18 protein-coding genes are annotated in these 24,748 nt (G+C 43.6%); 8 read left to right on the top strand and 10 right to left on the bottom strand.

What is annotated here, in order from left to right:
* Positions 1-14: 14 nt before the first annotated feature.
* On the top strand, positions 15-887 hold the full coding sequence (locus ACO1R6_RS06030; protein ID WP_486263060.1) for an AraC family transcriptional regulator: 873 nt from the start codon (positions 15-17) through the stop codon (positions 885-887).
* A gap of 279 nt (positions 888-1,166) precedes the next feature.
* Positions 1,167-2,183, top strand: coding sequence for a GntR family transcriptional regulator (locus ACO1R6_RS06025; RefSeq protein WP_486263058.1), 1,017 nt, complete (start codon positions 1,167-1,169; stop codon positions 2,181-2,183).
* A 367-nt stretch (positions 2,184-2,550) separates the two neighbouring features.
* Here ACO1R6_RS06025 and ACO1R6_RS06020 read toward each other — a convergent pair whose 3' ends face one another.
* The gene (locus ACO1R6_RS06020) at positions 2,551-3,801 is read right to left on the bottom strand and encodes a redoxin domain-containing protein (RefSeq protein ID WP_486263057.1); all 1,251 of its coding nucleotides are present in this window, start codon (positions 3,799-3,801) and stop codon (positions 2,551-2,553) included.
* Positions 3,802-4,198: 397 nt separating this feature from the next.
* Here ACO1R6_RS06020 and rhaM point away from each other — a divergent pair, with 397 nt between their 5' ends.
* From rhaM to ACO1R6_RS05995, 5 genes are all read left to right on the top strand, one after another.
* On the top strand, positions 4,199-4,510 hold the full coding sequence (gene rhaM, locus ACO1R6_RS06015) for an L-rhamnose mutarotase (RefSeq protein ID WP_486263055.1): 312 nt from the start codon (positions 4,199-4,201) through the stop codon (positions 4,508-4,510).
* Between the two features lie 83 nt (positions 4,511-4,593).
* Positions 4,594-7,440, top strand: a complete 2,847-nt coding sequence (locus tag ACO1R6_RS06010) for a glycosyl hydrolase (protein ID WP_486263053.1) — start codon at positions 4,594-4,596, stop codon at positions 7,438-7,440.
* 542 nt (positions 7,441-7,982) lie between these two features.
* On the top strand, positions 7,983-11,363 hold the full coding sequence (locus tag ACO1R6_RS06005) for a SusC/RagA family TonB-linked outer membrane protein (protein WP_486263051.1): 3,381 nt from the start codon (positions 7,983-7,985) through the stop codon (positions 11,361-11,363).
* Between the two features lie 48 nt (positions 11,364-11,411).
* On the top strand, positions 11,412-13,253 hold the full coding sequence (locus ACO1R6_RS06000) for a RagB/SusD family nutrient uptake outer membrane protein (protein WP_486263049.1): 1,842 nt from the start codon (positions 11,412-11,414) through the stop codon (positions 13,251-13,253).
* A 412-nt stretch (positions 13,254-13,665) separates the two neighbouring features.
* Positions 13,666-13,959 (top strand): hypothetical protein, encoded by a 294-nt coding sequence (locus ACO1R6_RS05995; RefSeq protein ID WP_486263048.1) that lies wholly within the window; start codon positions 13,666-13,668, stop codon positions 13,957-13,959.
* Positions 13,960-14,000: 41 nt separating this feature from the next.
* Here ACO1R6_RS05995 and ACO1R6_RS05990 read toward each other — a convergent pair whose 3' ends face one another.
* The 6 genes from ACO1R6_RS05990 to ACO1R6_RS05965 all read right to left on the bottom strand — a co-directional run bounded on the left by ACO1R6_RS05990 (position 14,001) and on the right by ACO1R6_RS05965 (position 18,318).
* Complete coding sequence (locus ACO1R6_RS05990) at positions 14,001-14,384, bottom strand: DUF3037 domain-containing protein (RefSeq protein ID WP_486263046.1); 384 nt, start codon at positions 14,382-14,384, stop codon at positions 14,001-14,003.
* The gene (locus tag ACO1R6_RS05985) at positions 14,362-15,144 is read right to left on the bottom strand and encodes a HipA family kinase (protein ID WP_486263045.1); all 783 of its coding nucleotides are present in this window, start codon (positions 15,142-15,144) and stop codon (positions 14,362-14,364) included. Before ACO1R6_RS05985 ends, ACO1R6_RS05990 begins: the two co-directional genes overlap by 23 nt.
* 254 nt (positions 15,145-15,398) lie before the next feature.
* A complete protein-coding gene (locus tag ACO1R6_RS05980) occupies positions 15,399-16,244 on the bottom strand; it encodes a phosphatase PAP2 family protein (protein WP_486263043.1) in 846 nt (281 codons plus the stop codon).
* A gap of 169 nt (positions 16,245-16,413) precedes the next feature.
* Positions 16,414-16,686, bottom strand: a complete 273-nt coding sequence (locus ACO1R6_RS05975) for a hypothetical protein (protein ID WP_486263041.1) — start codon at positions 16,684-16,686, stop codon at positions 16,414-16,416.
* Between the two features lie 284 nt (positions 16,687-16,970).
* Positions 16,971-17,405, bottom strand: a complete 435-nt coding sequence (locus ACO1R6_RS05970; protein ID WP_486263040.1) for a nucleoside deaminase — start codon at positions 17,403-17,405, stop codon at positions 16,971-16,973.
* A gap of 193 nt (positions 17,406-17,598) precedes the next feature.
* The gene (locus ACO1R6_RS05965; RefSeq protein WP_486263038.1) at positions 17,599-18,318 is read right to left on the bottom strand and encodes an SGNH/GDSL hydrolase family protein; all 720 of its coding nucleotides are present in this window, start codon (positions 18,316-18,318) and stop codon (positions 17,599-17,601) included.
* 522 nt (positions 18,319-18,840) lie between these two features.
* Between ACO1R6_RS05965 and ACO1R6_RS05960 the strand changes: the two genes are divergently transcribed.
* Positions 18,841-21,456: an alpha-L-rhamnosidase-related protein gene (locus ACO1R6_RS05960; RefSeq protein WP_486263037.1), complete on the top strand. Its 2,616-nt coding sequence runs from the start codon at positions 18,841-18,843 to the stop codon at positions 21,454-21,456.
* 308 nt (positions 21,457-21,764) lie between these two features.
* Here the strand turns inward: ACO1R6_RS05960 and rfbD are convergent, their stop codons facing one another.
* The 3 genes from rfbD to ACO1R6_RS05945 form a co-directional block, all read right to left on the bottom strand.
* Positions 21,765-22,625, bottom strand: coding sequence for a dTDP-4-dehydrorhamnose reductase (rfbD, locus tag ACO1R6_RS05955; protein WP_486263035.1), 861 nt, complete (start codon positions 22,623-22,625; stop codon positions 21,765-21,767).
* 275 nt (positions 22,626-22,900) lie between these two features.
* A complete protein-coding gene (locus ACO1R6_RS05950; protein WP_486263033.1) occupies positions 22,901-23,563 on the bottom strand; it encodes a hypothetical protein in 663 nt (220 codons plus the stop codon).
* Between the two features lie 539 nt (positions 23,564-24,102).
* Positions 24,103-24,582, bottom strand: a complete 480-nt coding sequence (locus tag ACO1R6_RS05945; RefSeq protein ID WP_486263032.1) for a hypothetical protein — start codon at positions 24,580-24,582, stop codon at positions 24,103-24,105.
* Positions 24,583-24,748 lie beyond the last annotated feature (166 nt).

Here is a 24,748-nt window from a genome sequence, read left to right as displayed (position 1 = left end):
GTTAAAATTAATGTATGAAGCCTTTTTTGCTTAAAGTAGAAGTTGCTCCCGAACAATCTTTTGCTGTGCGGCCGCAGGTAAATCCTTTGTTTTATAACCAGTGGCATTACCACGCCGAATTAGAGCTAACTTACGTGCAAGCGGGAAGCGGCATCCGGTTTGTAGGCGACAGCATCCAGCATTTCCAAGCGGGCGATTTAATATTATTGGGCTCTAACCTGCCACATTTTTGGCGCAGCGAAAACCCGGTAGGGCCAGAACCCGGTGCGCCCGGTTGCCAGGCCACGGTAGTGCAATTTGATGCCGCTTTTTGGGGCGACAACTTTTTAAATTTACCCGAGTTGGCTAACCTACGCGAATTATTTACCAAAGCCCGGCGGGGCATCCAGATTAAAGGCCAAACCCAGGAAATTATTGGCCAACAAATGCAGGCGTTAACCACGGCCCAGGGTTTAAACCGCATTATTTTACTATTACAAATGCTGCAGCAAATTGCCGAATCTACTGAAACGGTGTTTTTATCCAGTGCGGGTTTTCAGGTATCTTTAAACGAAACCGATACCCGGCGGCTGGCAAAAATTTACGCTTATACCTTGGTCAATTTTGCCGGTAAAATTAAGCTCGACGAGGTGGCGGCCGTAGCCCATTTATCGCCAAACGCTTTTTGCCGGTATTTTAAAACCCATACCCGCAAAACGTACTCACAGTTTATAACCGAAATAAGGGTAGGCCACGCTTGTAAATTGTTAATGGAAGACCGCCTGAGTATTGCCCAGGTAAGTTTAGAAAGTGGTTTTGGGAATTTCTCGAATTTTAATCGCGCCTTTAAAGCTATTACCCGATTTACGCCCCAGACCTATTTTAAACTCCATAGCGCCCGTATTTAATCGCTGCTCAACCAAAGCACAACAAAATAATTAACAAATACAAAGCTATTCAATATTCTGTCTGTTTGGTTAATAAAATTACAATAATAGCTGGTTTATAAAGCTCAAATTATATTGAATAACCAATTTGTTTAATAATGTTTAAATACTATAATTGAAGAATTTTAAAAATAATGGTTGCTTAAGGTAATATTTTTGCTTAAAAATTTAAATAATTCGAATTTATTTTTAAATTTAAAACAGAATAGCTCATATACTCAGTTTAGCTACTACGCGAGCATGGAACTTCTGGACCGTATTGACGAAACCTCAACCACGCCTAAATACCTGCAGGTGGTTAATGCCATTATTGCCGATATTGAAGAAGGAATTTTAAAACATGGTCAGCGTATTCCGTCTATAAACGAAACCAGCGAGATGTATTATCTCTCGCGCGATACCGTTGAGAAAGCGTATAAAGAACTGCGGGAGCGGGGTATTATTAACTCCGTGCGGGGCAAAGGCAACTATATCTGCCAAAAATTTTCGGTGAATAGAATCCGGGTGCTGTTGCTGTTTAACAAATTAAGCGCCTATAAAAAAACCATTTACTATTCGCTTTTAAAAAGCCTCGGCGAGAACGCCATTGTCGATTTGCAAATTCATCATTACGATGGCCAGGTTTGCGAAAACCTGATTAAAGAAAACCTGAATAAGTATAATTACTTTGTAATTATGCCACATTTTTACGAGCACGCCAGCACCATTATGGAAACCATTCTCCGGATTCCGCCGCAAAAACTGGTTTTGCTCGATAAAAACATAGACCGCTACAACGGCGAATGTGCCGCCATTTACCAGGATTTTGAAAGAGATATTAATAATGCTTTGCACTCAGGTATTGATTTATTATACAAATACCAAAAGCTGGTGCTGGTGTACCCCAAAGATATTCATTACCCCATCGAAATTGTAAAAGGTTTTCAGCGGTTTTGCCAGGAAACTTCTTTCGATTGCAGCATTGTAGATGGCCTCGACGAAGAATCTATTTCGGCCAAAACCGCCTTTATTGTGCTGGAAGAAACTGATTTGGTAGACCTGATAAAATACAGCCGGGTTAATAATTTAGAACTGGGCCAGGATATTGGCATTATTTCTTACAACGATACCCCGCTTAAAGAGATATTGGCCAATGGTATTACAGTAATTTCTACAGACCACGAAAAAATGGGCGAAACCGCCGCTTACATGATATTAAATAAACGAATTGGTAAAATTCGGAACCCCTTCACCCTTATCCGCCGCAATTCTCTTTGATTTATTAAGGAGAAAACCTTAAAATTACCAGCCTCGCTGTTGCAAAACGGCGAGGCATTTTTTATGGGTTTTAAGTTGAAAAAAATACACCGGTCTATAATAAATACTCAATATTAAGTTGCATGGTAGCTTAGCCCAAGACTCCCGCTCCTGTATTATGTTAAGAACCTTCTGGTTGCGTTAGATAAGCAAATACTAAACCCAACCTGGTTTTTGCCTGTAATGCCTTCTAGGCAGAAGAACCCTACGCCAGTATTATGTCTTAAACTATCAAATGTCAATAATATTTTATTTAAAATAGTCCTAAAATCCGGAAGTTTATTGAATTTAAACCAAAACTGCGGCTCTTTTTAATTTTATCAAACCCTTACAAAGATTTCTTTAATTTCGCTGCCAGTTCCTGCGGCGTGAGGTCTACAGCTACCATGGTGCCATTCTCGTCGAAAAGAATATTAAATGGTAATTCTCTTATCCGGAACCGTTTGTACTCACTCGCCAAATCGCCGTTTAGCTCCGATACTTGCCGGAAAGTTAATTTGGCATCGGCAATGGTCTGGGTCCAGGCCGATTGGCTGCGGTCGAAGGAAACGGCAATAATTTCAAAGCCCTGATCTTGGTGCTGCTGGTAAACTTTCTGAAATTCCGGCATTTGTGACCGGGAATGGCTGTGCCACGAAGCCCAGAAATTTACAAGCGTAAATTTATTTTCTTTAAATATTTGCTGCGCATCTATTTCTTCGCCGGCCGGGGTTCTGCCTTTTAAATACGTTATTTTGCCCCCAACCCACGACTGACGGGCTTTTTTGGCTTTAGGAGGCTGATTTAGTTTTTGTGCCAGTTTTTGGCCATAGTAAGTATTTTGCTGGTTTACGGGTAAGGCTTCAAAATATTGTTTAAACCGGTAATGGGTGGAGCTTTCGTGAATATTTTCCAACATGGCCAATATAGCAACTTCCGATTCCGGGTTTCGGCGAATAAATTCATCGGCGGCCTTTGCTTTAAAGTGCAGGTACTGATTAGGCATTAGTCGCACCGAATCGGCCCAGGCGTTCATTAATTGCCGGTTTTCTGAGGTAAAAGTAGCCCGGAACATTTTTATTGTTAGGGCATCTTTTTTCTCATATTCTAAACTAAGGCTATCCTGTATTAAATAATATTCGGTTATCTTTTCCTGTAACGGCGAAGATGAACTGACCTTTATTTTACTGAAAGTGCCCGGTCTAACTAGGTTGGTTTGGCCAACAAGTTGGTTGGAGTTGGGCAGGCCCTGCACATCGGCCGTAATTTTTACCGAGCGGGTAGGTAAATAAATTCTCGCCGAAACCGGATTACTGATTTTGGGTTCTTTAATCAAAATTTCGTAAAATCCCGGCCGGGTAATTCTACCGGTTATTGTAAAAGTGCCGTTTTGCACCGTATCTATTTCGATAGGCGTTTGGTCTACTGTTTTATACTGGTTGTAATCAAAAAGCTGCAAAACTACTTCGCACCCTTCGCAGTTAGCTACTTGCCCGGTTATCTCGTATACCCGCCCTTTCAAAATTTTTACCTCTTGCTGGCAGGCGGCCAAACCAAAGAGGCACAAAAAAAGGAAAATAAAATTTCTTGTAGCAACCATAGTTTTAAGCGTTTAAGAACAGTATTTCAGGGTTTCAGGAGAGCCGTTCAATATAATAATTCTGTGGAAAATCTATATAACTAAAAAGTTTTTTTTATAAATATTTTGCCAGGGCACAGAATATTAAATGAAATAAATACCCGTAACAGGATACTGCAGGATAGCCTTTCGTGCGTAGAATTATACTTTAGCCTTTTTAAAAGATTAAATTCGGGAGCTGTTAGGGGTGGTATCGTAATCAATAAAATTATATTCTTGCCTTTAAATATAAATAGTTTCCTTTAAGCAAACTGATATAAATAGCGGCAGGAATGAAAAGAATAATGTTGAAGTGAATTTTATTTGAGATAAATTTTATTTATTAGCAAAATACTTCTAAACCATATCACTAAAGTTTATGCAGCGATTTGCCTTTAAAATGAAGTTAAAGCCGGGCTATGCAGCCGAATACCAAAAACGCCACAACGAAATTTGGCCCGAACTGGCGCAACTACTCAAAGATGCAGGCGTAAGCGATTATTCAATTTTTCTGGATACCGATACAAATACCCTTTTTGCCGTGCAAAAACAAGCGGGCCATTCGTCGCAAGATTTGGGTAGTACCGCCATTGTGCAGAAATGGTGGGCTTACATGGCCGATATAATGGATACCAACCCTGATAATTCGCCGGTTTCAGTTCCTTTAAAAGAAGTTTTTTACTTACCTTAAGTTATTTAGAATAGATAGGTAGCTTATATAATGGCCGTTTTGCTTTTCTCTTTAAATATCAACCACATCTACTCTTAATTTAAATGGCCGTACGAAAAAATATATTCAGGTGGGTAATTACCTTAAGCGTAGCGGCTTTATTTCATTGCCGGCCATCCCAAACTGCCCCTAATTTACCTGCTCCCAATTTAGAAGTTAAAGCAAATGCCGGCGTATGGCCCGAAATAAAAAAAGAAAACCGCCCCTGGACCCGTTGGTGGTGGATGGGCAGCGCCGTAGACGAAAAAAATATTAGCCGCTTGCTAACCGAATATGCCCAGGCCGGCCTGGGAGGCGTAGAAATTGCACCTATTTACGGGGCCATAGGCCACGAGAACCGCTACCTGGAATTTTTGTCTCCGCAGTGGATGCAAATGCTCGATTTTACGGTAAAAACTGCCCAGCAACAGGGTATGGGTGTAGACCTGACCCAAGGCACTGGCTGGCCTTTTGGCGGACCGCAAGTAAAGCCTGGGTTTGCCGCTTCTAAACTTATTATTCAGAAATATGCGCTAAAAGCCGGACAAGTACTATCAAACACCATTACGGTTACAGACCCCAAACAGCCCGCTCAGGACGTGGTGCTGGTAGCTTTAATGGCTTACGGCAACCAAGGCGAAGTTTTAAATATTACCGATAAAGTAACGCCCGCCGGGAAATTGCTTTGGCAGCCAAAATCTGGTAATTGGGACCTATACGCGGCGTTTAGCGGTAAAACTAGGCAAATGGTAAAACGGGCTGCGCCCGGTGGGGTGGGTTTTACCCTCGATCATTTGAATAAAGAGGCGGTGGCGGCTTACCTGGATCGCTTTAACCAGGCCTTTGGCCCCAATAACCACGGTGTAAGGGCTTTTTATAACGATAGTTATGAGGTTTACGGGGCCGATTGGACGCCTTCGTTTCTGGATGAGTTTAAAAAACGCCGCGGGTACAATCTGGCGCCTTACCTGCGGGAACTGGTAAGCGAAGAAAAAACAGAAGCAATTGCCCGCCTGAAAGCAGACTACCGGGAAACTATGGGAGAGTTGTTGCTGTATAATTTTACGCGTCCCTGGACTAATTGGGCCCACCAACGCCAAAGTATTACCAAAAACCAGGCCCACGGCTCGCCAGGTAATTTACTCGATTTGTACGCCGCCGTAGATATTCCGGAAGGCGAAACCTTTGGTTCCAGTTATTTCCCGATTCCAGGTTTGCGCCGCGACAGTGCCGACATCCGGAACGTTGATCCGGACCCTATTATGTTAAAATTTGCTTCTTCGGGGGCGCATGCTGCTGGTAAAAACCTGGTATCGAGCGAAACATTTACCTGGCTGGGCGAACATTTTAAAAATTCGTTTGCGCAGTGCAAACCCGAAGTAGAACAGGCGTTTTTAGCGGGTATAAACCATGTGTTTTACCACGGCGTAACGTATTCGCCGGACGATGTGGCCTGGCCGGGTTGGTTATTTTATGCTTCTTTAAACCTTACCCCGGCTAATAGTTTGTGGCCGCATTTCCGGGGTATTAACGATTATATTGCCCGTACGCAATCAGTTTTGCAAGCAGGCCAACCCGATAACGAGCTGGTGGTATATTGGCCCGTTTATGATTATTGGAATCAGCCGGAAGGCCGCGAAAAACTTTTTACGGTGCATGCCATCGACGAATGGCTACACCCCACACCTTTTTACAAGCAGGTAAAAAACTTAATGGCCACCGGCTATGCTTTAGACTTTATTTCGGACCGCATGCTGGCTACGGCTACCGTAAACAATGGGTTAATTCAAACCAGTGCAACAGCACCCAGCCATAAAGTATTACTCGTGCCCCAGGCCAACTATATACCTTTAAAAACCTTTGCAAATATTCTGGAACTGGCTAAAGCCGGGGCTACAGTAATAATAGAACAACTACCCGCAGATGTTCCGGGGCAACACGACTTGGCAAACCAGCGCCTGCAGTTAAATCAACTTATCGGTTCGCTTAAATTTACTGAGTCAGGCAGTGGGATTCAGGTATTTAAAACCGGTAAAGGACAAATCCTGTTAAGCAATAATGTTCCTAAAGCTTTGGCCGCTGTCGGGGTAAACCGCGAAACTTTAACCGATACGGGACTTAAATTTATCCGACGCGAAATTCCCGAAGGCAAGTATTATTACCTGGTAAATCATACTGCCCAGCCCATCTATACCACCTTAACGCTAAATACCGAGGCGGCCGCTGTTGTACTCATGGATCCACAAAGCGGCCAAGCGGGATTAGCCCAAACTGCAAAAAACAAAACCCAAACCCAGGTTAAGGTACAGTTATTAGCGGGCGAAGCCTTAATATTGAAAACTTTGAAATCAGCAGCTACCGGTTTAACGGCTTGGCCATATCTCGAAAACGGCAATTCTCCGCAGGAAATAAAAGGCGAATGGGCGTTGCAATTTACGCAAGGCGGCCCTCATTTACCCGCTCCGCAAAAATTAAAACAACTAATTTCCTGGACCCAGCTCCCCGATAATAACGCTGAATTTTTTTCCGGTTCCGGTGCGTACACCCTTACCTTTAACTTGCCAGGTAAAAAATCTGGCGAATACGTGCTGGATTTAGGTCAGGTAAACGAAAGTGCCCGGGTCTGGCTTAATGAGCAGGAAGTTGGTATTTTATGGAGTATTCCTTTCCGGGCGCGGGTTGGGCAATATTTAAAACCCGGTAAAAATACCCTGCGGGTAGAAGTAGTTAATTTAATGGCCAACCGTATCCGCTACCTGGATCAGCAAAAAATAGCCTGGCGGCGGTACCACGAAATCAATTTTGTTAACATTAATTATAAACCTTTTGATGCCTCGGCCTGGAACCCCATGCCTTCGGGATTACTGGGTCCGGTAACTTTAACCGCTTACCCACGATTCAAACAAAATTAACCCAATGTTATTTGCGGAATAAGAATATACCACCAACAATTAAAACCAGGAAAATAATGGTTACAATCAGGTAAATTAAAAAGTTAGATTTCCAGTGCGATTCCCTTTTCATAAAAATTTAACTTTATTTCTTAACCCGTGGTTTAACAATATTTGGTGTTGTACAATACGTGGTTAGTTTAGAAAAGATGTTTGGGTAAACGGGTGTATTAATTATACTTTAGATGGCAAAATATTGTGCCGCCCAATAAAGTGAATTTTTAGCTAAAAGCCCAAAGTTGTAAGCCTCTGCAAATTAGCCAAGCCGGTTTATTAATTAAAAATTATTTTTTAACGCACGAAAGGAATATTTTTCTAAGGTCTTTCGGAATAGCCCAGAGAATTTATATCGGAATAACTGTCTTTTTGAAAAATTTGAAAATTCATATTGTTTCTAAAGATTAAACCGGTTAGAGCAGGATGGAAATTTTAAATTTTTTTGATATAATTACTCAGTTCCTTGCTAAATACAACCCCTATTTCCTACACTAAACAATTTTCAAATGAAAAAAAAAGTACACTTTGTGCCGTACCTGGCCTTGGCCATCTCCTTAGCCGGAGGCTGGCCCCAGTCAGCGGTAGCTAAACCCAGCAATACTTCTATTGCGGATAGTAAAGATAATGCCAAACATCTGAATGCAGTAAAGCCCACTGTTAATTTGGATAGAAATAAAATAACTGAATGGGGGAGCTCCAATTTATCGGTAATGGTAGATGTGCCCATTAAGGGCCGGGTAACCGACGAAAAAGGCGAAGGCTTGCCGGGAGTTAGTGTGCAAATAAAAGGCACTACCAACGGTACTACTACAAATTCTGACGGGAGTTATACCTTAACGGTACCAACCGGTAATGCAACTTTGGTCTTTTCTTTTATTGGTTATAAAGTGCAGGAGGTGCCGGTAAACAACCGCACTACGCTTAATGTATCGATGGCGTCTGATACCAAAGCTTTGGAAGAAGTGGTAGTGGTAGGTTACGGTACCGTTAAAAAAAGCGATGTAACCGGTTCGTTGTCGTCGGTATCGGCTGAAAAAATCCAGGAAGTACCGGTGGCTAACGTTTCGCAGGCTTTACAAGGCCGGGCCGCCGGGGTAGATGTATCGCAGAATAATTCCCGGCCCGGCGAGGCACCGGTTATCCGCATCAGGGGTAATCGTTCTTTAAAAGCTACCAACAACCCTTTGTACGTGGTAGACGGCATCCCGCTGGCCGAAGGCTCGGGTATAAACGATTTTAACCCGGCGGATGTGGCATCGGTAGAAGTATTAAAAGATGCTTCGGCCACGGCTATTTACGGTTCGAGGGGGGCTAACGGGGTAATATTGGTAACCACCAAAAAAGGCAAATCCGGCAAAGCTAAAGTTAATTACGATGGCTACGTTGGACTATCTAAGCCGCTAGCTCCGCTGGATATGATGGATGGCGGCGAATGGATAGAGCTGCGGCGCGAGGCCCGGCGCAACAGCAACGGAAAAACATATCGTTACCCTTATGCCGACCCCAACGAAGATTTTAGTAGCACGGGTGGTAATTTATCGACCGACCTGAACATGTGGGAATCGGTGGCAGCCGGTTACGAATGGTTAGACAAGGATAACCGCATACCCAAAACCCGGCCCGTTACCGACGAAGAACGTGCCGCTTTTCAGAAATATTACGAGCAGGATTTAATTCGCTACCGGGGCAATGCCGCCGCACTGGCTCGCCTGATAAACCCCAACAGCATAACCGAAATTCCTATTTACGACCCCAGTAAAGTAAGAACCACCGACTGGGCCGACATGGTACTGCAAACCGGGGTGCGCCAAAACCACCAGGTGAGCGTTTCGGGCGGCTCCGATTTAATAAGTGTAATTTTATCATTGGGATATTTTAACGAGAAACCCACCATTAAAGCCATGGGCTACGAGCGGTACAATGTACGCCTGGGAATAGAGTATAAAATAAGCGAGGCTATTAAAGTAGGCGGTTCCGGTACCGCCAGTCTGGCCGACCAGGATTACGGTACCGATTTATACGGTCGGGCGGTAGGTCAATTGCCCATTGCCGTACCCCGTAATGCCGAAGGCAACTTAATTCCCTTACCCGGTAACGATGCCTTAATTTATAACCCGCTGTATAATATTACCAACGCCACCGAAAACCGGCGGACGAATCGGTTTTTTGGTAGTTATTACGCCGAAGTAAATATTGCGAAAGGATTAAAATACCGCGCCAACTTTGGTCCGGATTTTAGGCAATATCGCCGTGGGGTGTACTACGGTTCGCTTACCAGCGAGCGCACCGGGGCGGCTTCCCAGGCCAACTACGACCAGGAACAACGTTTTGCCTACGTACTCGAAAATCTGCTTTTTTATAACAAGCAAATTAACGAACAGCACAGCATAAGCGTAACCGCGCTGCAATCTATTCAGAAAGATCGGTTCGAGTCTTCGGCTATTCAGGTAAATAATTTGCCTTACGACTCGCAGCAATTTTATAAACTGGGTTCTACCAACAATACCGGTCCCGAATCTTTCGACACAGATTACAACGAACGCAAATTATTTAGCTGGATGGGCCGGGTAAATTATTCTTTCCGCGATAAATATTTATTGACGGTTTCGGGACGGTACGATGGCGCTTCGGTTTTAGCGCCCGGTCAAAAGTGGGATTTCTTCCCGTCTTTTGCTTTGGCTTGGAAAATGAAAGAAGAAAGCTTTTTAAGCAATATTGCCGTTCTGGACGATTTAAAGCTGCGGGTAGGTTACGGTAAAACCGGTAACTCCGCCGTAAGCCCATATACCACGCAGGGTGCCCTGGCCAAAACCCGTTATACCTACGGCGATGCTGCCGCCTGGGGCTTCCGGCCCGACCAGATTGCCAATCCTAATTTAAAATGGGAGAGTACTGCTATGGTGAATGCCGGGGTTGATTTTGCGTTTTTAGGCAACCGCCTTACCGGTACCGTAGATGTGTACGAATCTAACACCACCGACCTGATTATGGACCGCCAGGTACCCACGGCCTCCGGCTTTGGTTTTGTGCAGGAAAATATTGGTGCCGTGCGCAACCGGGGTCTTGAAGTATCTTTATCGAGTGTAAACCTGAATACCCCCGGTGGGCTGCGCTGGACTACCGATGTTATTTATGGCCGCAACAAAGAAGAAATTACCGAACTCTATGGCGGTGAACGCGACGATATTGGTAACCGCTGGTTTATTGGGCAACCTACTGTGGTGTATTACGATGTTAACCCCATTGGCGTTTGGCAGTCTGAGGAAGTAGATGAAGCAGCCCGTTATGGCAAAATTCCGGGTCAGGGCAAGTTTCAGGATTTAGACAACAATGGCGTTATTAACCAGCAGGACCGGGTAATTTTAGGTACTAACGTACCCAAGTGGAGCGGCAGTATTGCCAATGCCATTAACTACAAAGGCATAGATTTATCGTTTTTGTTTTACGCCCGCATTGGCCAGTCGGTCCGGAGTTCGTGGTACCGCCCAACCTTAACCGGCCGCTACCCCGATCGGGATGTAGAATATTGGACGCCCACCAACCCGAGCAATGTGTATCCGCGCCCCAATATGGACCAGGAGCGTCCTGAAAACCCCGATTCTTATTTAGTAACCAAAGCCTCATTTGTAAAGTTACGCACCGTTACGTTGGGCTACAATTTCCCGCAAAATATTACCTCGCGGCTTAAAATGGAAAGCCTGAATATTTATGTATCGGCGTTTAATCCTTTGCTCTTTACCAAATACAAAGGCATGGACCCGGAGTTTTCTTATACACCGGTAGTTTCGTCTACAGCCCGTACGCAGTCTCAGATTCTGGGCGACCAGATAGTAGGTACCAACTTTAGCGATAAGAGTTTACAATTTGGGGTACGCATCGGGTTTTAATACCGGTTACGCAAACCATATTATTTGTATTAAATCAGCAGAAATTTCATGAAAAAAATAAGTATATATTTATCCTTGATAGGAACGCTATTGGTAGCACCTTCCTGCAAAGATTATTTAGAGGAAGACCTGGTATCTACGGTTTCGTATAGTTATTACAACACGGAGCGAGGTATGGAAGATTTGATTAACGCCTCGTACAGTAGTTTGCGTTGGACGTTTAATGGCGAGCAAAGCTTTACCATGAACAACTACGGCGTAGATGAGTACATGAACGCCGCCGACGGCCAGTTTAAATTCTGGAACACCTATGGGCCGGAACTAAATCCGAGTACAGCCGCCGGTTACATACACGATATGTGGACCGAATATTACAGTGCCATAAACCGCTGCAACCTGGCCATACAAGGCATACCCAATATTACGGGTACCGGTGTTTTAAAAGACGATGCCGGTAAAAATTTAAGAATTGCCGAACTACGTTTTCTGCGGGCTTTTTATTATTTTAAATTGGTGCAACAGTTTGGGGCTATTCCGCTGGTGCTGGAAGGTTCTACCAACATTCGGTTAGAGTTTAACCGTTCGCCGGTTCCGGAAGTGTATAAGCTAATTATTAAAGATTTACGCGAAGCCGAAGCTATTTTGCCGGCTACCCAAAGCCAGATGGGCCGCGCTACCAAAGGGGCTGCCCGTCATTTTCTGGCCAGCGCTTACTTAACCCGCGGCAGTGCAGTTACCGAGCAACGGGGCCAGAAACCTACCGACATGGACAGCGCCGCTTACTACGCCGATTTGGTACTGACTTCCGGCCAATATGCATTACAAAATAATTACGCCGATTTATGGAATATTCAGAACCAAGACCGCATACAGCAAGCCGGCAACGAAGTAATATTTGCCGCGCAGTTTAATACCAATGCGCTTTTACTAAACGGAGCCGGTAACCGGGTGCACCTGTATTACCAAATGACCTACGATGTAATTCCGGGTATGGTGCGCGATATTGCCAACGGTCGTCCTTTCCGGCGCTTAATGCCTACCGATTACGCGCTGGATATTTTCGACCGCAAAAACGATTCGCGGTTTTACAAAAGCTTTAAACTAACTTACTTTAGCAATGGAGGTACGCCACCCACCTGGACCGCCGCTACGGCTCCCAATCCCAGTTTAGTAGGCCGGCCTAAATTTAGAGTAGGCGATACCGCAGTTTACGTAACTTTACACAACAACGTAAGCGATGCTGCCGTTGCCCGCCGCCCTTATACCTGGATTCCGCGGAATAAATACACCGAGCAGAATTTCCCGACCTTGCTTAAATTCCTGGATCCGCTGCGCGCTGATATTACCACCGAATTTGGTACCCGCGACGGTATTCTGGCCCGCCTCGGCGAAACCTATTTAATTGGAGCAGAGGCGCACGGCCGTAAAGGCAATTATACCAAAGCGCTGGAATATATTAACAAACTGCGTGAGCGGGCGGCTTACAAAGCCGGCGAGGCTAAACCCCAGGAATATTGGTTTACCGAAGGTGGTACCAAAGGCGACCTAAACAGCACCTATAATGAAATAACCGTAACGGAAACCCAGTTTGAAAACAACGTACCCGCCGAAAAATATCCACCATCGGCCACAACCAAGCAGGCCCGGTTTATTCATTTTATTTTAAACGAAAGAACCCGCGAACTCCTGGGCGAACTGTACCGTTGGAACGATTTGCAGCGCACCGAAACCTTGGTAGAGCGGGTAAAACTGTTTAATCCCAAAGCCCAACGGATTGAAGAAAAACATAAGTTACGGCCCATTCCGCAAGACCACATCGACCGCTTATGGAAAAATGGCGCTCCGCTAGCCGAAACCGATAAAGCAGCAGAACAAAACCCCGGTTATTAGTAGTGTTTTTAAAAGAAGAAGGCTGGAATATTTCCAGCCTTCTTCTTTTATCTCTGATGCATAATACCAAGGCAAAATTACTTGTGCGGTTAACCAAAAGTTCTCGCCAGCGTCCCGCTGGTGAGGTTTTCTACCGGCCTCTGGCCGCGACCAAACTATCCTAAACCCCCAAGGTCATTTTGCCACGGCACACAGTTTTAAGCTGCTCGATAAAACCCTACAGGGCCACGATACTATTTTACACCTTTCTTTTGTAGATGATTATTCGGGCAAGATTAGCGGATTTTTAAAAATTAATACCACCAATTATGCGATTGTAGAATTTAAAAGAACCAACGCGTTATTTGAAGAAGTTACGGAAACGGTACACTTAAAATACCGCCAAATAAATGGCAAATATTACCCTGCCTTTATGCAAGTAACGGTTCCCCGGTTAATAAACCTGGATTCTAAAACCTACCAGGTAAACATACATACCGCCTGGATAGATACCGTACTTACCCAAAGATTCCGGTCGGTAAAGCAAAGCCGGCAATTGCCCTGGGCAACAGAACTGGAAGCTACCAAATTTAAGCACAACCCGGCGTTCTGGGCTAAATACGCTTTATTGCAACACCATCCGCTGGAAACCGAAATCCAAAATAGTTTGGAAAAGCAAGCCAGTTTAGAATACCAGTTCCGCGAAAATGCTTCTAAAATAGAATAAAAATTAAGAGCCTCGGTGTATTTACAAACGCCCGAACGCTTTCACAAAACCAGCTGGTTAAACAAGCTATCTAACGTATCCTGGGGTTGGGCAAGCAGGCCTGGGTGCACCGCCGATGTTTGTACAACAGTGCTGCGGGTAGCAGTAAGCCACCGGAAACGCGCCGCAATAGGCAGTTGCCCGATAACACCGCCCTCACGCCGGCCGGCGCAAATTCTGGCAAAGGCCTCTAAACGCGTTTGTAGTTCCGCAAAATCCAGCTTTTCTGAAAATGCCTGCAGCCGCTTTTCGTTCAGGTGAAAACGGGTTTGCAAAAAGCCTTGCGCCGAACAATATAATATTACCCCTACATTCATAAATTCTTCTCGTTCTACGCAGGGCACCACCCGGATTATGGCGTATTCAAATAAGTGCTTTTCTGGCATGTTGCGCTCCTTCTACAAATATGGGGGAATGGGCAATCCGGGTCTCCAGGAACCGGGTATACATCTGGCGTTGCTCTTCGGGCGAGGTAAAAGTTGGTTCGTTTTGTAGCCAATCATCCGGTATTAGCGCAATTATAGCCCTAATTTTATCGGGGGTGAGTACCGCCCGGTATTCGGCATCTATGGTCGCCAGTTCGGTGGCAAAAGGCAATAATACGTGATCTTTTATCTGGGCAAACGGACGCTTGGCCTGTTCGGCAGGATCCTGACCCGAATGATGAAAATAAAAAGAAGCGCCGTGGTCTATTAACCACAGTTCTTTGTGCCACATAAGCATATTGGTGTTGCGGGGCGTACGGTCTACGTTGGTAATGAGGCAATCCAGCCATACAATTTGCGAAGCCAGCCGGGCGTCAACGGTATTTACCAGGGCATCAAAGGTAATGGCGCCCGAAAGATAATGCAAGGCCAGGTTAAGGCCTTCGCTGGCCCGGAGTAAATCCTGAATTTCTTCGTCGGGTTCGGTGCGGCCAAAAGCTTCATCGAGTTGCGCAAAAACTAGCTCAGGTATTTTTAAACCTAAAGTACGCGCAATTTCACCGGCAATTAATTCGGCAATTAAAGCTTTTACGCCCTGGCCGGCGCCCCTGAATTTTAGGGCATACATAAAACCATCGTCGGCTTCTACAATGGCGGGCAACGAGCCACCTTCGCGCAGGGGCGTTATGTAGCGGGTTACCTGCACGGTACGGAGGTGCATGGGGCTATTGTTCATTTTTGCGTTTACCGGCCTTTTTATCCATTTGGGTGTAAATACTGCGGGTACTTACGGGCAAGCTTTTTATGAAGGTCAAAAGTATTTACTTTATAGCTAAACCCAAGCGCCGGTTTGTTTAAATTGAGGTTAGTTGTTTTATTTTAAGTACCAGTAAAAATTATCTAACACTATTTATTAAGGTAATTTTATAAGATACAATGCTTTAAATATTTTATCACTTAAAACTCATTACTTGCTTATTTAAATTCTAACTGCGGATGAGCAGGTAGGCTGCGTTCACTAGCGGGTAATTTCTGGTAAGTTTTATTTAGGTTGAGCGATATGGCTACGCCCGGCGCCCCAAAAATATAAGTAGGGGTAAATACAAAAGTTGGTTTACGGCCCCAACGGTTGCGGTGCGACAGGTAAGCCATGTGGGCCGATAAAATACCAATACCCGCCCCGGCAAACACATCGGATTGCCAATGGGCATTATTTAACATGCGCAAAGCGCCTACACCGGTAGCAATGGTATAGGCACCAATACCGTACCACTGGCTCTTGTGCCGCAGTTCGGAATGCAAAATAGAAGCCGCTAAAAAAGCATGGGCCGTATGCCCCGACGGAAAAGAATAATTGTTTTCGCCGTTGGGGCGCATTTGGTTAGCTGTATTTTTAATACCCAACACCAATACGGCATTTACCGCTTCGGCTTTTAAAATTAAGAGCGACGTATTTAAAAAATCGTTGTTAGATTTTATCTGGAGTAAGTTTACCACAGCCAGCTCTACAAACGGGGCAAAAACCAAGGCATCGTCTACGCGGGTTTTAAAATTAGGAAACGCCTTTCTGATATCCCGCTGGGCATCATAGCTGCTATAAAAACCGTTGTCTTTAATGGTGCTTACACCATAGCCAATTAAAACGGCCGGTACAATGGTGGCTTTAAAGATTTTGGATTTAAAAAAAGGTGCTTTGGGTTTAGCCACCAGCAAAGAGTCCTGGTATTTTTTAAGGGTATCGGTTTGCTGGGCTTGCAAATTGCCGGTACTTACTCCCATTATAAAAACAAGGGCCAGCCAATAAGATTTAAATTTTTCCATACCTGATCGGCCAGTTAGTTCGGATTGAGGTAATGAATAAAAGTGGGTCATTCATTTAAATTTTATAGAAGTTTTCGGGATTAGGTAAATGGGTGTGAGCAAAATAATAGTAAGCAAAAAAGGCTGCCCCGTACAGGCAGCCTTTTTTGCTTAACAATAGAATCAGCTATTACTTATCTTTTTCGTAGCCTTCCATTTTAACTAATTTATTATAAAGTCCCAGCAATAAGAATGGGGCTGGCCACTGGCCTACAAATAAAGCTTCTTCGTCTTTTTTCAGGATTTTAAGCGTGGCCGATACAGCCATCGAACCTAAAGCAGCCCATAAAAATAAGTCAGAAGGAAGTTTTGAGGTATATTTTTCAATGGCAGCGGCCACTGGTCCTTCTTTACGTTCCGGGTTAAAATTATCGGCTTTGTTTTTTAATTCTTGTGCGTCCATAGTTTTATAATTTCTTTTAAAATGAGTTTATGTCCTATGAAAACGTAGGACTTATTTTTAATGTTTAAAAAAAATGTATTAAAATTAAAAATAAGCTGAATTTTGGTCTTACAACATTCCATTTATTAAGCAAAAATAGCTGTTCAACCGGTTTTTTAATAACTGAATTTACTTGCTCTGCCACATGTAAATGCTTATTTAACAAAAAGATATATTATAGTGAATTAAACCCAATAAAATACTTTTATAAATTTTGTTACTCCCCAGTAAAAAATATATTTCTATTACAATTCCATGATGTCTTCGTGCCAGAGCGTTGGTTTTTCCTGAATAAAATCTTGCATCATTTTAATACATTCCGGTAAGTTTAAGTCAATCACTTCTACGCCGTGGGCTTCCATAAACTCCCGCGCACCACTAAAAGTCTGCGATTCGCCGACTATTAATTTGGGAATTTTAAACTGCACAATGGTACCCGCACACATATAACACGGCATTAAAGTAGAGTAAATAACTGTGTTCCGGTAGCTGCCTATCCGGCCGGCATTGTTCAGGCAATCCATTTCGCCGTGCAGTATTGGGTTGTTTTCTTGTACCCGTTTATTGTGCCCCTGGGCAACCACCTTGCCCGCTTGTACCAGTACCGACCCAATCGGAATACCGCCTTCCTGCCGGCTTTTCTGCGCTTCGGCAATGGCTAGTTGCATAAATTCATCCATAATTATTAGTTTTAAATAATATAAAACAGCCTTACGTAAGACTGGTAATTACGCCTGTATACTGCCTTGTTTACAGAAGGCTGCAAAAGCTTTAAAATAAATTTAGAATAAATTATGTACACTGGCTAAACAGGCAGCCAGTGCAAGATTGTAAGGCTTAATTAGAACCAGTATAACCCTAATTTGGCAGAAGCTATTTTACCAAAAGTTGCTTTTCAATTTCTTTCATAAATATTTCGGCTCCGCGGCTATTCAGGTGTACGCCGTCTATGGTTAGGCGCAAATGGCGTTCGCGGCTCAATTTATCGGCCCGGTGCAAATATTTACATTGTACCAAATCCAGCAGGGCGGTGTTCAGGAAGCTTTTCAGGAAATAATCGCGGGTAGGTTGTTTACCCAATATTTTATCAAACTTGGGCGCAACATCGGCCACAGCACAATTGTATTCCTGGGCCAATCTTCTGATAACCTGATTGTAAGCTTCTCTTTTTCTGTTTAGTTCAAATGCCAGGTTTTCATTTAGGCAACCCAAGGTGGTTAAAACAATTCTGGCCGAGCAGTTGGCCTGCATAAATTTAATGGTAGCCCGGAGTTTTTTTTCGAAAGCCACCGCCGAACTTTGTGGTTGGTAATTTTTATTTAGTAGGTGCTGTAGCGCTTTCCGGAACAGAAAACCTTTTTCCTGAAAGGCCGGCAGTAAAATATCGTTGTAACCGGCACCCAGCACAATAAATTGGTAGGCCTTGTTTTCGGCGAGTTTTTGTTTTAATCTTTCCGAAATGCGGTTTAATGTTTCGCCGTTTACGCCGGCATTTTCAATTTCCCAATGGGGGTGTTTAAATGCTAAAAACCGCAGAAAATTTACCCCCTGGCTGCCCTTGAAAATGCTATCGCCGATAAATAATATTTTCATGAACGATTCAGGTTTAGAACTGGCTGGCCCTATTGCCCTAATACTAGCTGTTCAAATATATAAAAATTATCGATATTGCGATATTTCTGCACGTGCTTTGCCAGTGTTAATTTGCTTTTTGGTAGAAGTTTGACGCTGTTTTAGGCTGTAGCAGTCATTATTTTAAAATTAATTGGATGTAATTGAATAATTTATTTAGGCCACTTAAGGGAATATAAAGAAAAATTATAGCGAAAAAGGTGAGGGAGTGAACCGGGTAAAAGTTACTATTTACAGCCGTAAGGCTAAGTATTTAAATTTTACGCCTTACGGTATATAAACGGATTTAATCCTTCTTTTAGCTAATTATTTCTTTTTTGACTTTACCGTGTTTAGTTTGGCCGTATAATTAATTATTAACCGTAGAGTTGGTGTAAGGCAAATATTTATAGAGGGCGAGCGTTTTGCCACTAGCAGATATAAATATTTTTATTTTAACATTAGCCTACGTTTTGAGTTAGATTGGTTTAAACACAAATTTGAATGGTTAAAAGGGAACCGCAAACAACATTAAACCCTGTTTATAAAACCGAACATTATACCATTACGCCCGATAGTGTCCGGCAAGAAAATTATATTGCCCAGGCATTATCGGCCACCGAAATAATTTCTAACTACGAAAGCTTAACGCATAAATATTTAGCCCCGCATATTTTCTTTAAATTTAGCCTGAATGGGCACGACAATGAAATGGAATACGGCCAGAACCATTCTATTTATTGTACCGGAATGGGAATTGCCTGCGAAACACCCCTTATTAAATTTGGCCACCAGTTCACCGACCACCAACCTTTGCCCGATAATGTGTTTCTGGCGCCCAACACGCCTTTTAAAATTCGGTTGGATTTACGGGAAGTACTGGCCGCGTTTAATAACCAGGGGTTTTATACTACCTACCACAACCAGCAAATACAGGCAACCGATTTTAAAGGCGTTTTTGTAGCGGGTAGTGCCGCCCCTTTAACCTGGAATTTTGCCGATTTAGCTTTGCGGCCAGATTTAGAATTAAAAGATATAACCGGCACCGGTATTTACGAAATTACTTTAATCCTGAACCCCCACCGGCCCAACGAAAACGATCCCTGGTCGCGCTGGAGATTAAGTAAAGATATTTGTAATTATCCGGGTTACCAATCGGGTTTGCCTTTGGCTGATGCACTGTATAACCTGTCGCTGGAAGAATTGGTGCAAGCGATAGAACCCGATAATACTTTCCGGACCGGCAAGGAGTGGGCGGGTGTCTGGACCCGTGATATTAGTTACAGCATTATTTTGGCGTTGGCGGCTGTGGCACCGGCCGTTTCGCAAAATAGTTTGTTAAAGAAAGTAAAGCGAGGCCGCATTGTGCAGGATACCGGTACCGGCGGCGCTTACCCGATATCTACCGACCGGCAGATTTGGGCCGTTGCGGCCTGGGAAATATTTGTTGTAACCGGCGATCGGGATTGGCTATGCCAGGCGTACAGCATTATCCGGCAATCTTTAGAAGACGATTATTTAAACGTTTACGACCACCAGACCGGCTTAGTTTGCGGCGAATCTTCGTTTTTAGATTGGCGCGAGCAAACCTACCCCGCCTGGATGCAACCGGCCGATATTTTTGAATCGGAATGTTTAGGTACCAACGCCGTGCATTACCAGGCCAACTCGGTTTTAAGCCAAATGGCCCAGATTTTAAACGAACCGACAGCTGCCGCCAAATACGCGCAAATAGCTCAGAATATTAAGGCCGGTATAAATAAATATTTGTGGCAACCCGAAGCCGGTTATTACGGGCAGTACCGCTACGGCCGTCATTATAAAATACTTTCGCCGCGGGCCGATGCCCTGGGGGAAGCTTTGTGCGTTTTATTTGGAATTGCCGATGCCGAACAAAGGCAAAGGATAGTGCTACATACGCCCGTGGGGCACTACGGCATTAGTTGTATTTTTCCGCAGATACCACAAATATTGCCGTACCACAACAAAGCTGTTTGGCCATTTGTACAAGGTTATTGGACTTGGGCCGCCGCTATCAGTACCAACCAGGCTGCTCTCACCGCTGCTATCAGTGCCCAGTACCGGGCAGCCGCCTTGTTTTTAACGAATAAAGAAAACTTTGTGGCGGCTACCGGCGATTACGGTGGTACCCAGGTTAATTCAGATAATATGTTGTGGAGCCTGGCGGGTAGTTTAAGCCTGGTGTACAAAATATTTTTTGGCCTGCACTTTACGCCCGCCGGCTTAATTTTTCAGCCCTACGTGCCCCCGGCTTTTGCCAGAGCCCACTGCCTGACCGATTTTAAATATCGCCAGGCTAACCTGCATATTTACCTCGAAGGAAAAGGTAGCCGAATAGAATCTTTTACTTTAAACGGACAAGCATTCCCAGACGCGATTGTACCCCCAGATTTAATTGGCCCGCAGGAAATAAAAATTAAATTAGCCGATGAACCAGAAGCTGTAGATTCTTTTACGCAGGTAGACGAATGCATTACCCCGCAAACGCCCACAGTAAACCTCACCGAATCGGGTATTCATTGGGCACCCGTCGACCACGCGGTAAGCTACCAGGTACTAAAAAATGGCCAGCCATTGGGCTATACCACGGCTACTTATTTCAATTTTAAAGCCGCACAAAATTATGCCCAATACCAGGTAATAGCCATAGATGCAGCCGGTCAAGAATCTTTTGCCAGTGAACCGGTTATTATAACGTCCACCAATACTTTGGTGTATAAAATTGGTGAAGTAAACGCGCAAGGGTATATAGAAATAAATCGGCAGCAAAATACGGTGCTATTGGTGCATGCCGCCATTCCCGAAACCGGCACCTATGCCATTGATGTAAAATACGCCAACGGCAACGGCCCCATCGAAACCGATAATAAATGTGCTTTCCGGGCTTTACGCAAAGGCGATAAATTAATTGGCACCTTGGTAATGCCCCAGCGCGGGGCCGATAACTGGGACGATTGGGGTTATAGTAACGCCGTAATTACGTATTTAGAAAAAGGAAACACCTTGTTCTCGGTAGCATACCTGCCGCATACCCAAAATATGCACGGCGAAATAAACCAAGCTTGGCTAGACCACATCCGGTTTATAAAAATTGATTAAGCCAGGCATTTGTAACTTAATATTTGACTGACCGGCAATATTTCTAAACCCAGCTAAGAATAAAAATTTTTAGCTGGGTTTAGCTTAATAAGAACCTGTTACGTGTTTTGGAAAAGGTAACTCGCAGTCCTTTGTAATTGCTTTTCTGGCCAGCAAATAAGCAGCAAAATCAACGGGTAATGATAAAATCGTTTATGGCGCAATGTGCCTTTTGCCGCTTTTAGAGATTTGCTCTAAATAAGTTTTAAATGAACAATTGTTTAATCCCTAAAATATTTAAGAGAGCCGTTAACTGGTTTTTCTACAAATTAATTTTCTTTTAGTTTTTGCAGGCACCGTGCTAAACTATCTTGCCAATGCGGTATTTCTATCTGTAGGTTTTGCTTGATTTTGGCTTTGTCCATAACCGAGTAAGTGGGGCGCACGGCCCGGGTTATGTATTCGGCGGTGCGTACCGGTATGGCTTTTACCTGCGTTTGGCTCAGGTTAAAAATACTTTTGGCAAAATCGTACCAGGAGGTAAGCCCTTCGTTGCTGTAGTGGTAAAGGCCAAATTCCTGGCTGTTGGTTTCTATAATGGTTAGGATACAAACGGCCAAATCCATGGCGTAAGTAGGTGTACCCACCTGGTCCCAGATTATTCTAAGTTCTTCTTTTTCTTTACCCAGCCGCAGCATGGTTTTTACAAAGTTGTTGCCAAACTCAGAGTAAAGCCAACTGGTCCGAATGATAAAGTAGTTAGGTATAATATCGGCAATTATTTGTTCGCCGGCCAGTTTAGATTTTCCGTAAATATTAATTGGGTTAGTTTCATCGGTTTCGGTAAGCGGCAAATAACCGGTGCCAGCAAATACAAAATCAGTAGAAACGTGTACCAAAACGGTATTATACTCCCGGCATAATTTACCCAGGTTTTCTACGCCATCGCGGTTAATTTGCCGGGCAATCTCCGGTTCGTCTTCGGCTTTGTCTACGGCGGTGTACGCCGCACAATTTATACAATATTGGGGTTGATAAGCCGCAAACGTCTGGCTCAGCGTTTCGTAATCCAGAATATTAGCTTCGGCCTTGGGTAAGAAATAAATATTTTTTACGTTTTTTTCGCGGGCCGCCACTTGCAAGCATTGCCCCAACTGGCCCGAAGCGCCAAAAACAATCACATTCTCCATTAAATTTAAATTTTGAAATGCAGGTAGCGTAAGCCATAAACGGGTAAAAAGTATTATGGATCTTGGTTTACTGTTTTTTCAGATTCGGGAGCAAGTTAGCAAATAGTTTAAAATGCAATGGTGCTTTCCAGATTTTTCAGCAAACGCGCTTTTAAAGCCGCAATTACGCAGACTTAGTTTTAGACAAATACGTGCCGGATTTTTACCCAGCGTACTGGAAATTACGGGCTAGGCTATGGTGCGTTTATGCACTATAGGTATTGTTGGGCCTCGTTTTATTTGTTTCTCAAAAAGCTCACAAAGTCGACAAACTCAGCCTGCAAGGTTTCATTCATATCACCTCCACCGTTCATGGTCAAATATTCCCTCTCCAACCATTCATAGCTTTCCCTTTTAGTAAGTTTAGCAAGAACCAACCCTAGCCTCATCCTAAAGTGTGGATTTTTGCAAATCTTCGGAGTTTTATCAGTAAAAGTATTCAATACCTCCTCCGTATAGCGTACATCACCGTACTTCATGAAGAAAGGCTCAATTTCCGAAAAGTAAATTTTTTTGGTTTTTTGCTCTGCCTTCTCAATATCGGACTCCTTTTCTATCTCCAGGCCTTCTAAGGATTTCCTTTTTTCTAAAAATTCCCCTTCGTTGTAGATAATGTCACCTATTTCTCCACCAACCCCCATATAAGCTTTACTCATATTAGGATTTTGCTTCAGAAAACCTTTGTGAATTTTCTCTGCTTCTAAAAACTTCAATCCCAAGCTTATGTGGAGGGAATAATTATAGCTCCATAAGGTAGAAAAAACTTTAACCGATAATTCTCTTTCTTTTTCCCTTTTTACAAACTCATTTTTCGATATTACAAGCTTATAGCCATTTTCAAGAAAGAAGGGCTCTAACCTCTTAAGAAAGTTATGATTAAAGTTTTTCTGACTAAACATATCTTACAAATGTGGCCCAACGTACTTGTGTAAACGACGCCGAAGGCCGTCGGCCGAGGTGAGGTTTACACGTTGTTAGGTCTAGTTTTTCTTTTCTGTAACCGCGCGTCTTCTTTTTGTTTTTAACCTGTTTTGTGGGAAATAGCCCGAAAACAGCTTACCGAAGATTAATTCTTCCTTTTCTGTTTGTCTGTTTTTACTCTGATTTCAGAAAAACCGGCCAAAAAGCTTTTCCGAAGTCGGACTGCACGCATTGCATCTAATCTAAAGGAAAAGCTTTTCCCCAGGCTTAGATGATTTGATTTTGCTGATGATTTCCTCTCCATGCTCAATCGAGCGGCAGGGAATGATTATTTTATTCGGGGCATTCTTGATGTCGTTAATGACAGCGAGATTCCCTGCCATCATCGTCTCAATTTTTAGTGTTCCAATTATTTTCGACCTTATTAGTTGCACGTGATTTGTTCTTGAAATTAGACCTAACTGGTCAGAAAACGTGAAAACGGGAATATATTACTTGTATTCTTTTTGTTTAAATTTTATCGCCGGGTGGCAATTACTTTAAATACCACGGGGCCGTTTTGCGTTTGTACTTTGTTTTGGCCTTCCATTTTATCGCCTTTAATGGTGCCTTTCAGTTCAAAAGGAAAACTGCCTTGTAAGGTTTTAACTTCGCCGGCATAAATAAAATTTTCGCCTTGTAGTTCGGCTTTGGTAATGGCGGTTTGGGCTTCGTAGTTAATATTGCTAACCGAAATCCAGCCCGAATAACCAGCAGATCCGCCCCGTTGCACCGATATTACTCCCGAAAAAGGTTCCTGCTCCGGGCTGCTCATGGTGTATTCCCATTTGCCTTCGAGGTAGGTGCGGGTGGCTACCGGGGTGGTATTGGTTGTACTGGCGGCAGATGTTTGATGGCCCGCGTTACCGGTAGCCGGAAATTGTTGTTGCGCACAACCCGTAGCAAGAAAGATGGCGGCCAGGCAACAGAATATTAGGTTGTTTTGGAGCAATCTCATAGTAGTGGCATTAGTGAGCCCCAAGATAAAAAATATTATTTAAAATATTTGCCTCTCCTGGTTTTCTCCGGAATTTACCTGGGCTGGGAGGTAAGTAAAGGCAGGGTAGCCGCTGCTATAGTTCAGGGTTAAAATATTTATGTAAAATAATAAAAACTACATGGCA

The organism is Adhaeribacter sp. (genome assembly GCF_057359045.1).
Note: the sequence above shows the minus strand (reverse complement) of the source record. Positions and strands in the feature narration are given on the sequence as shown.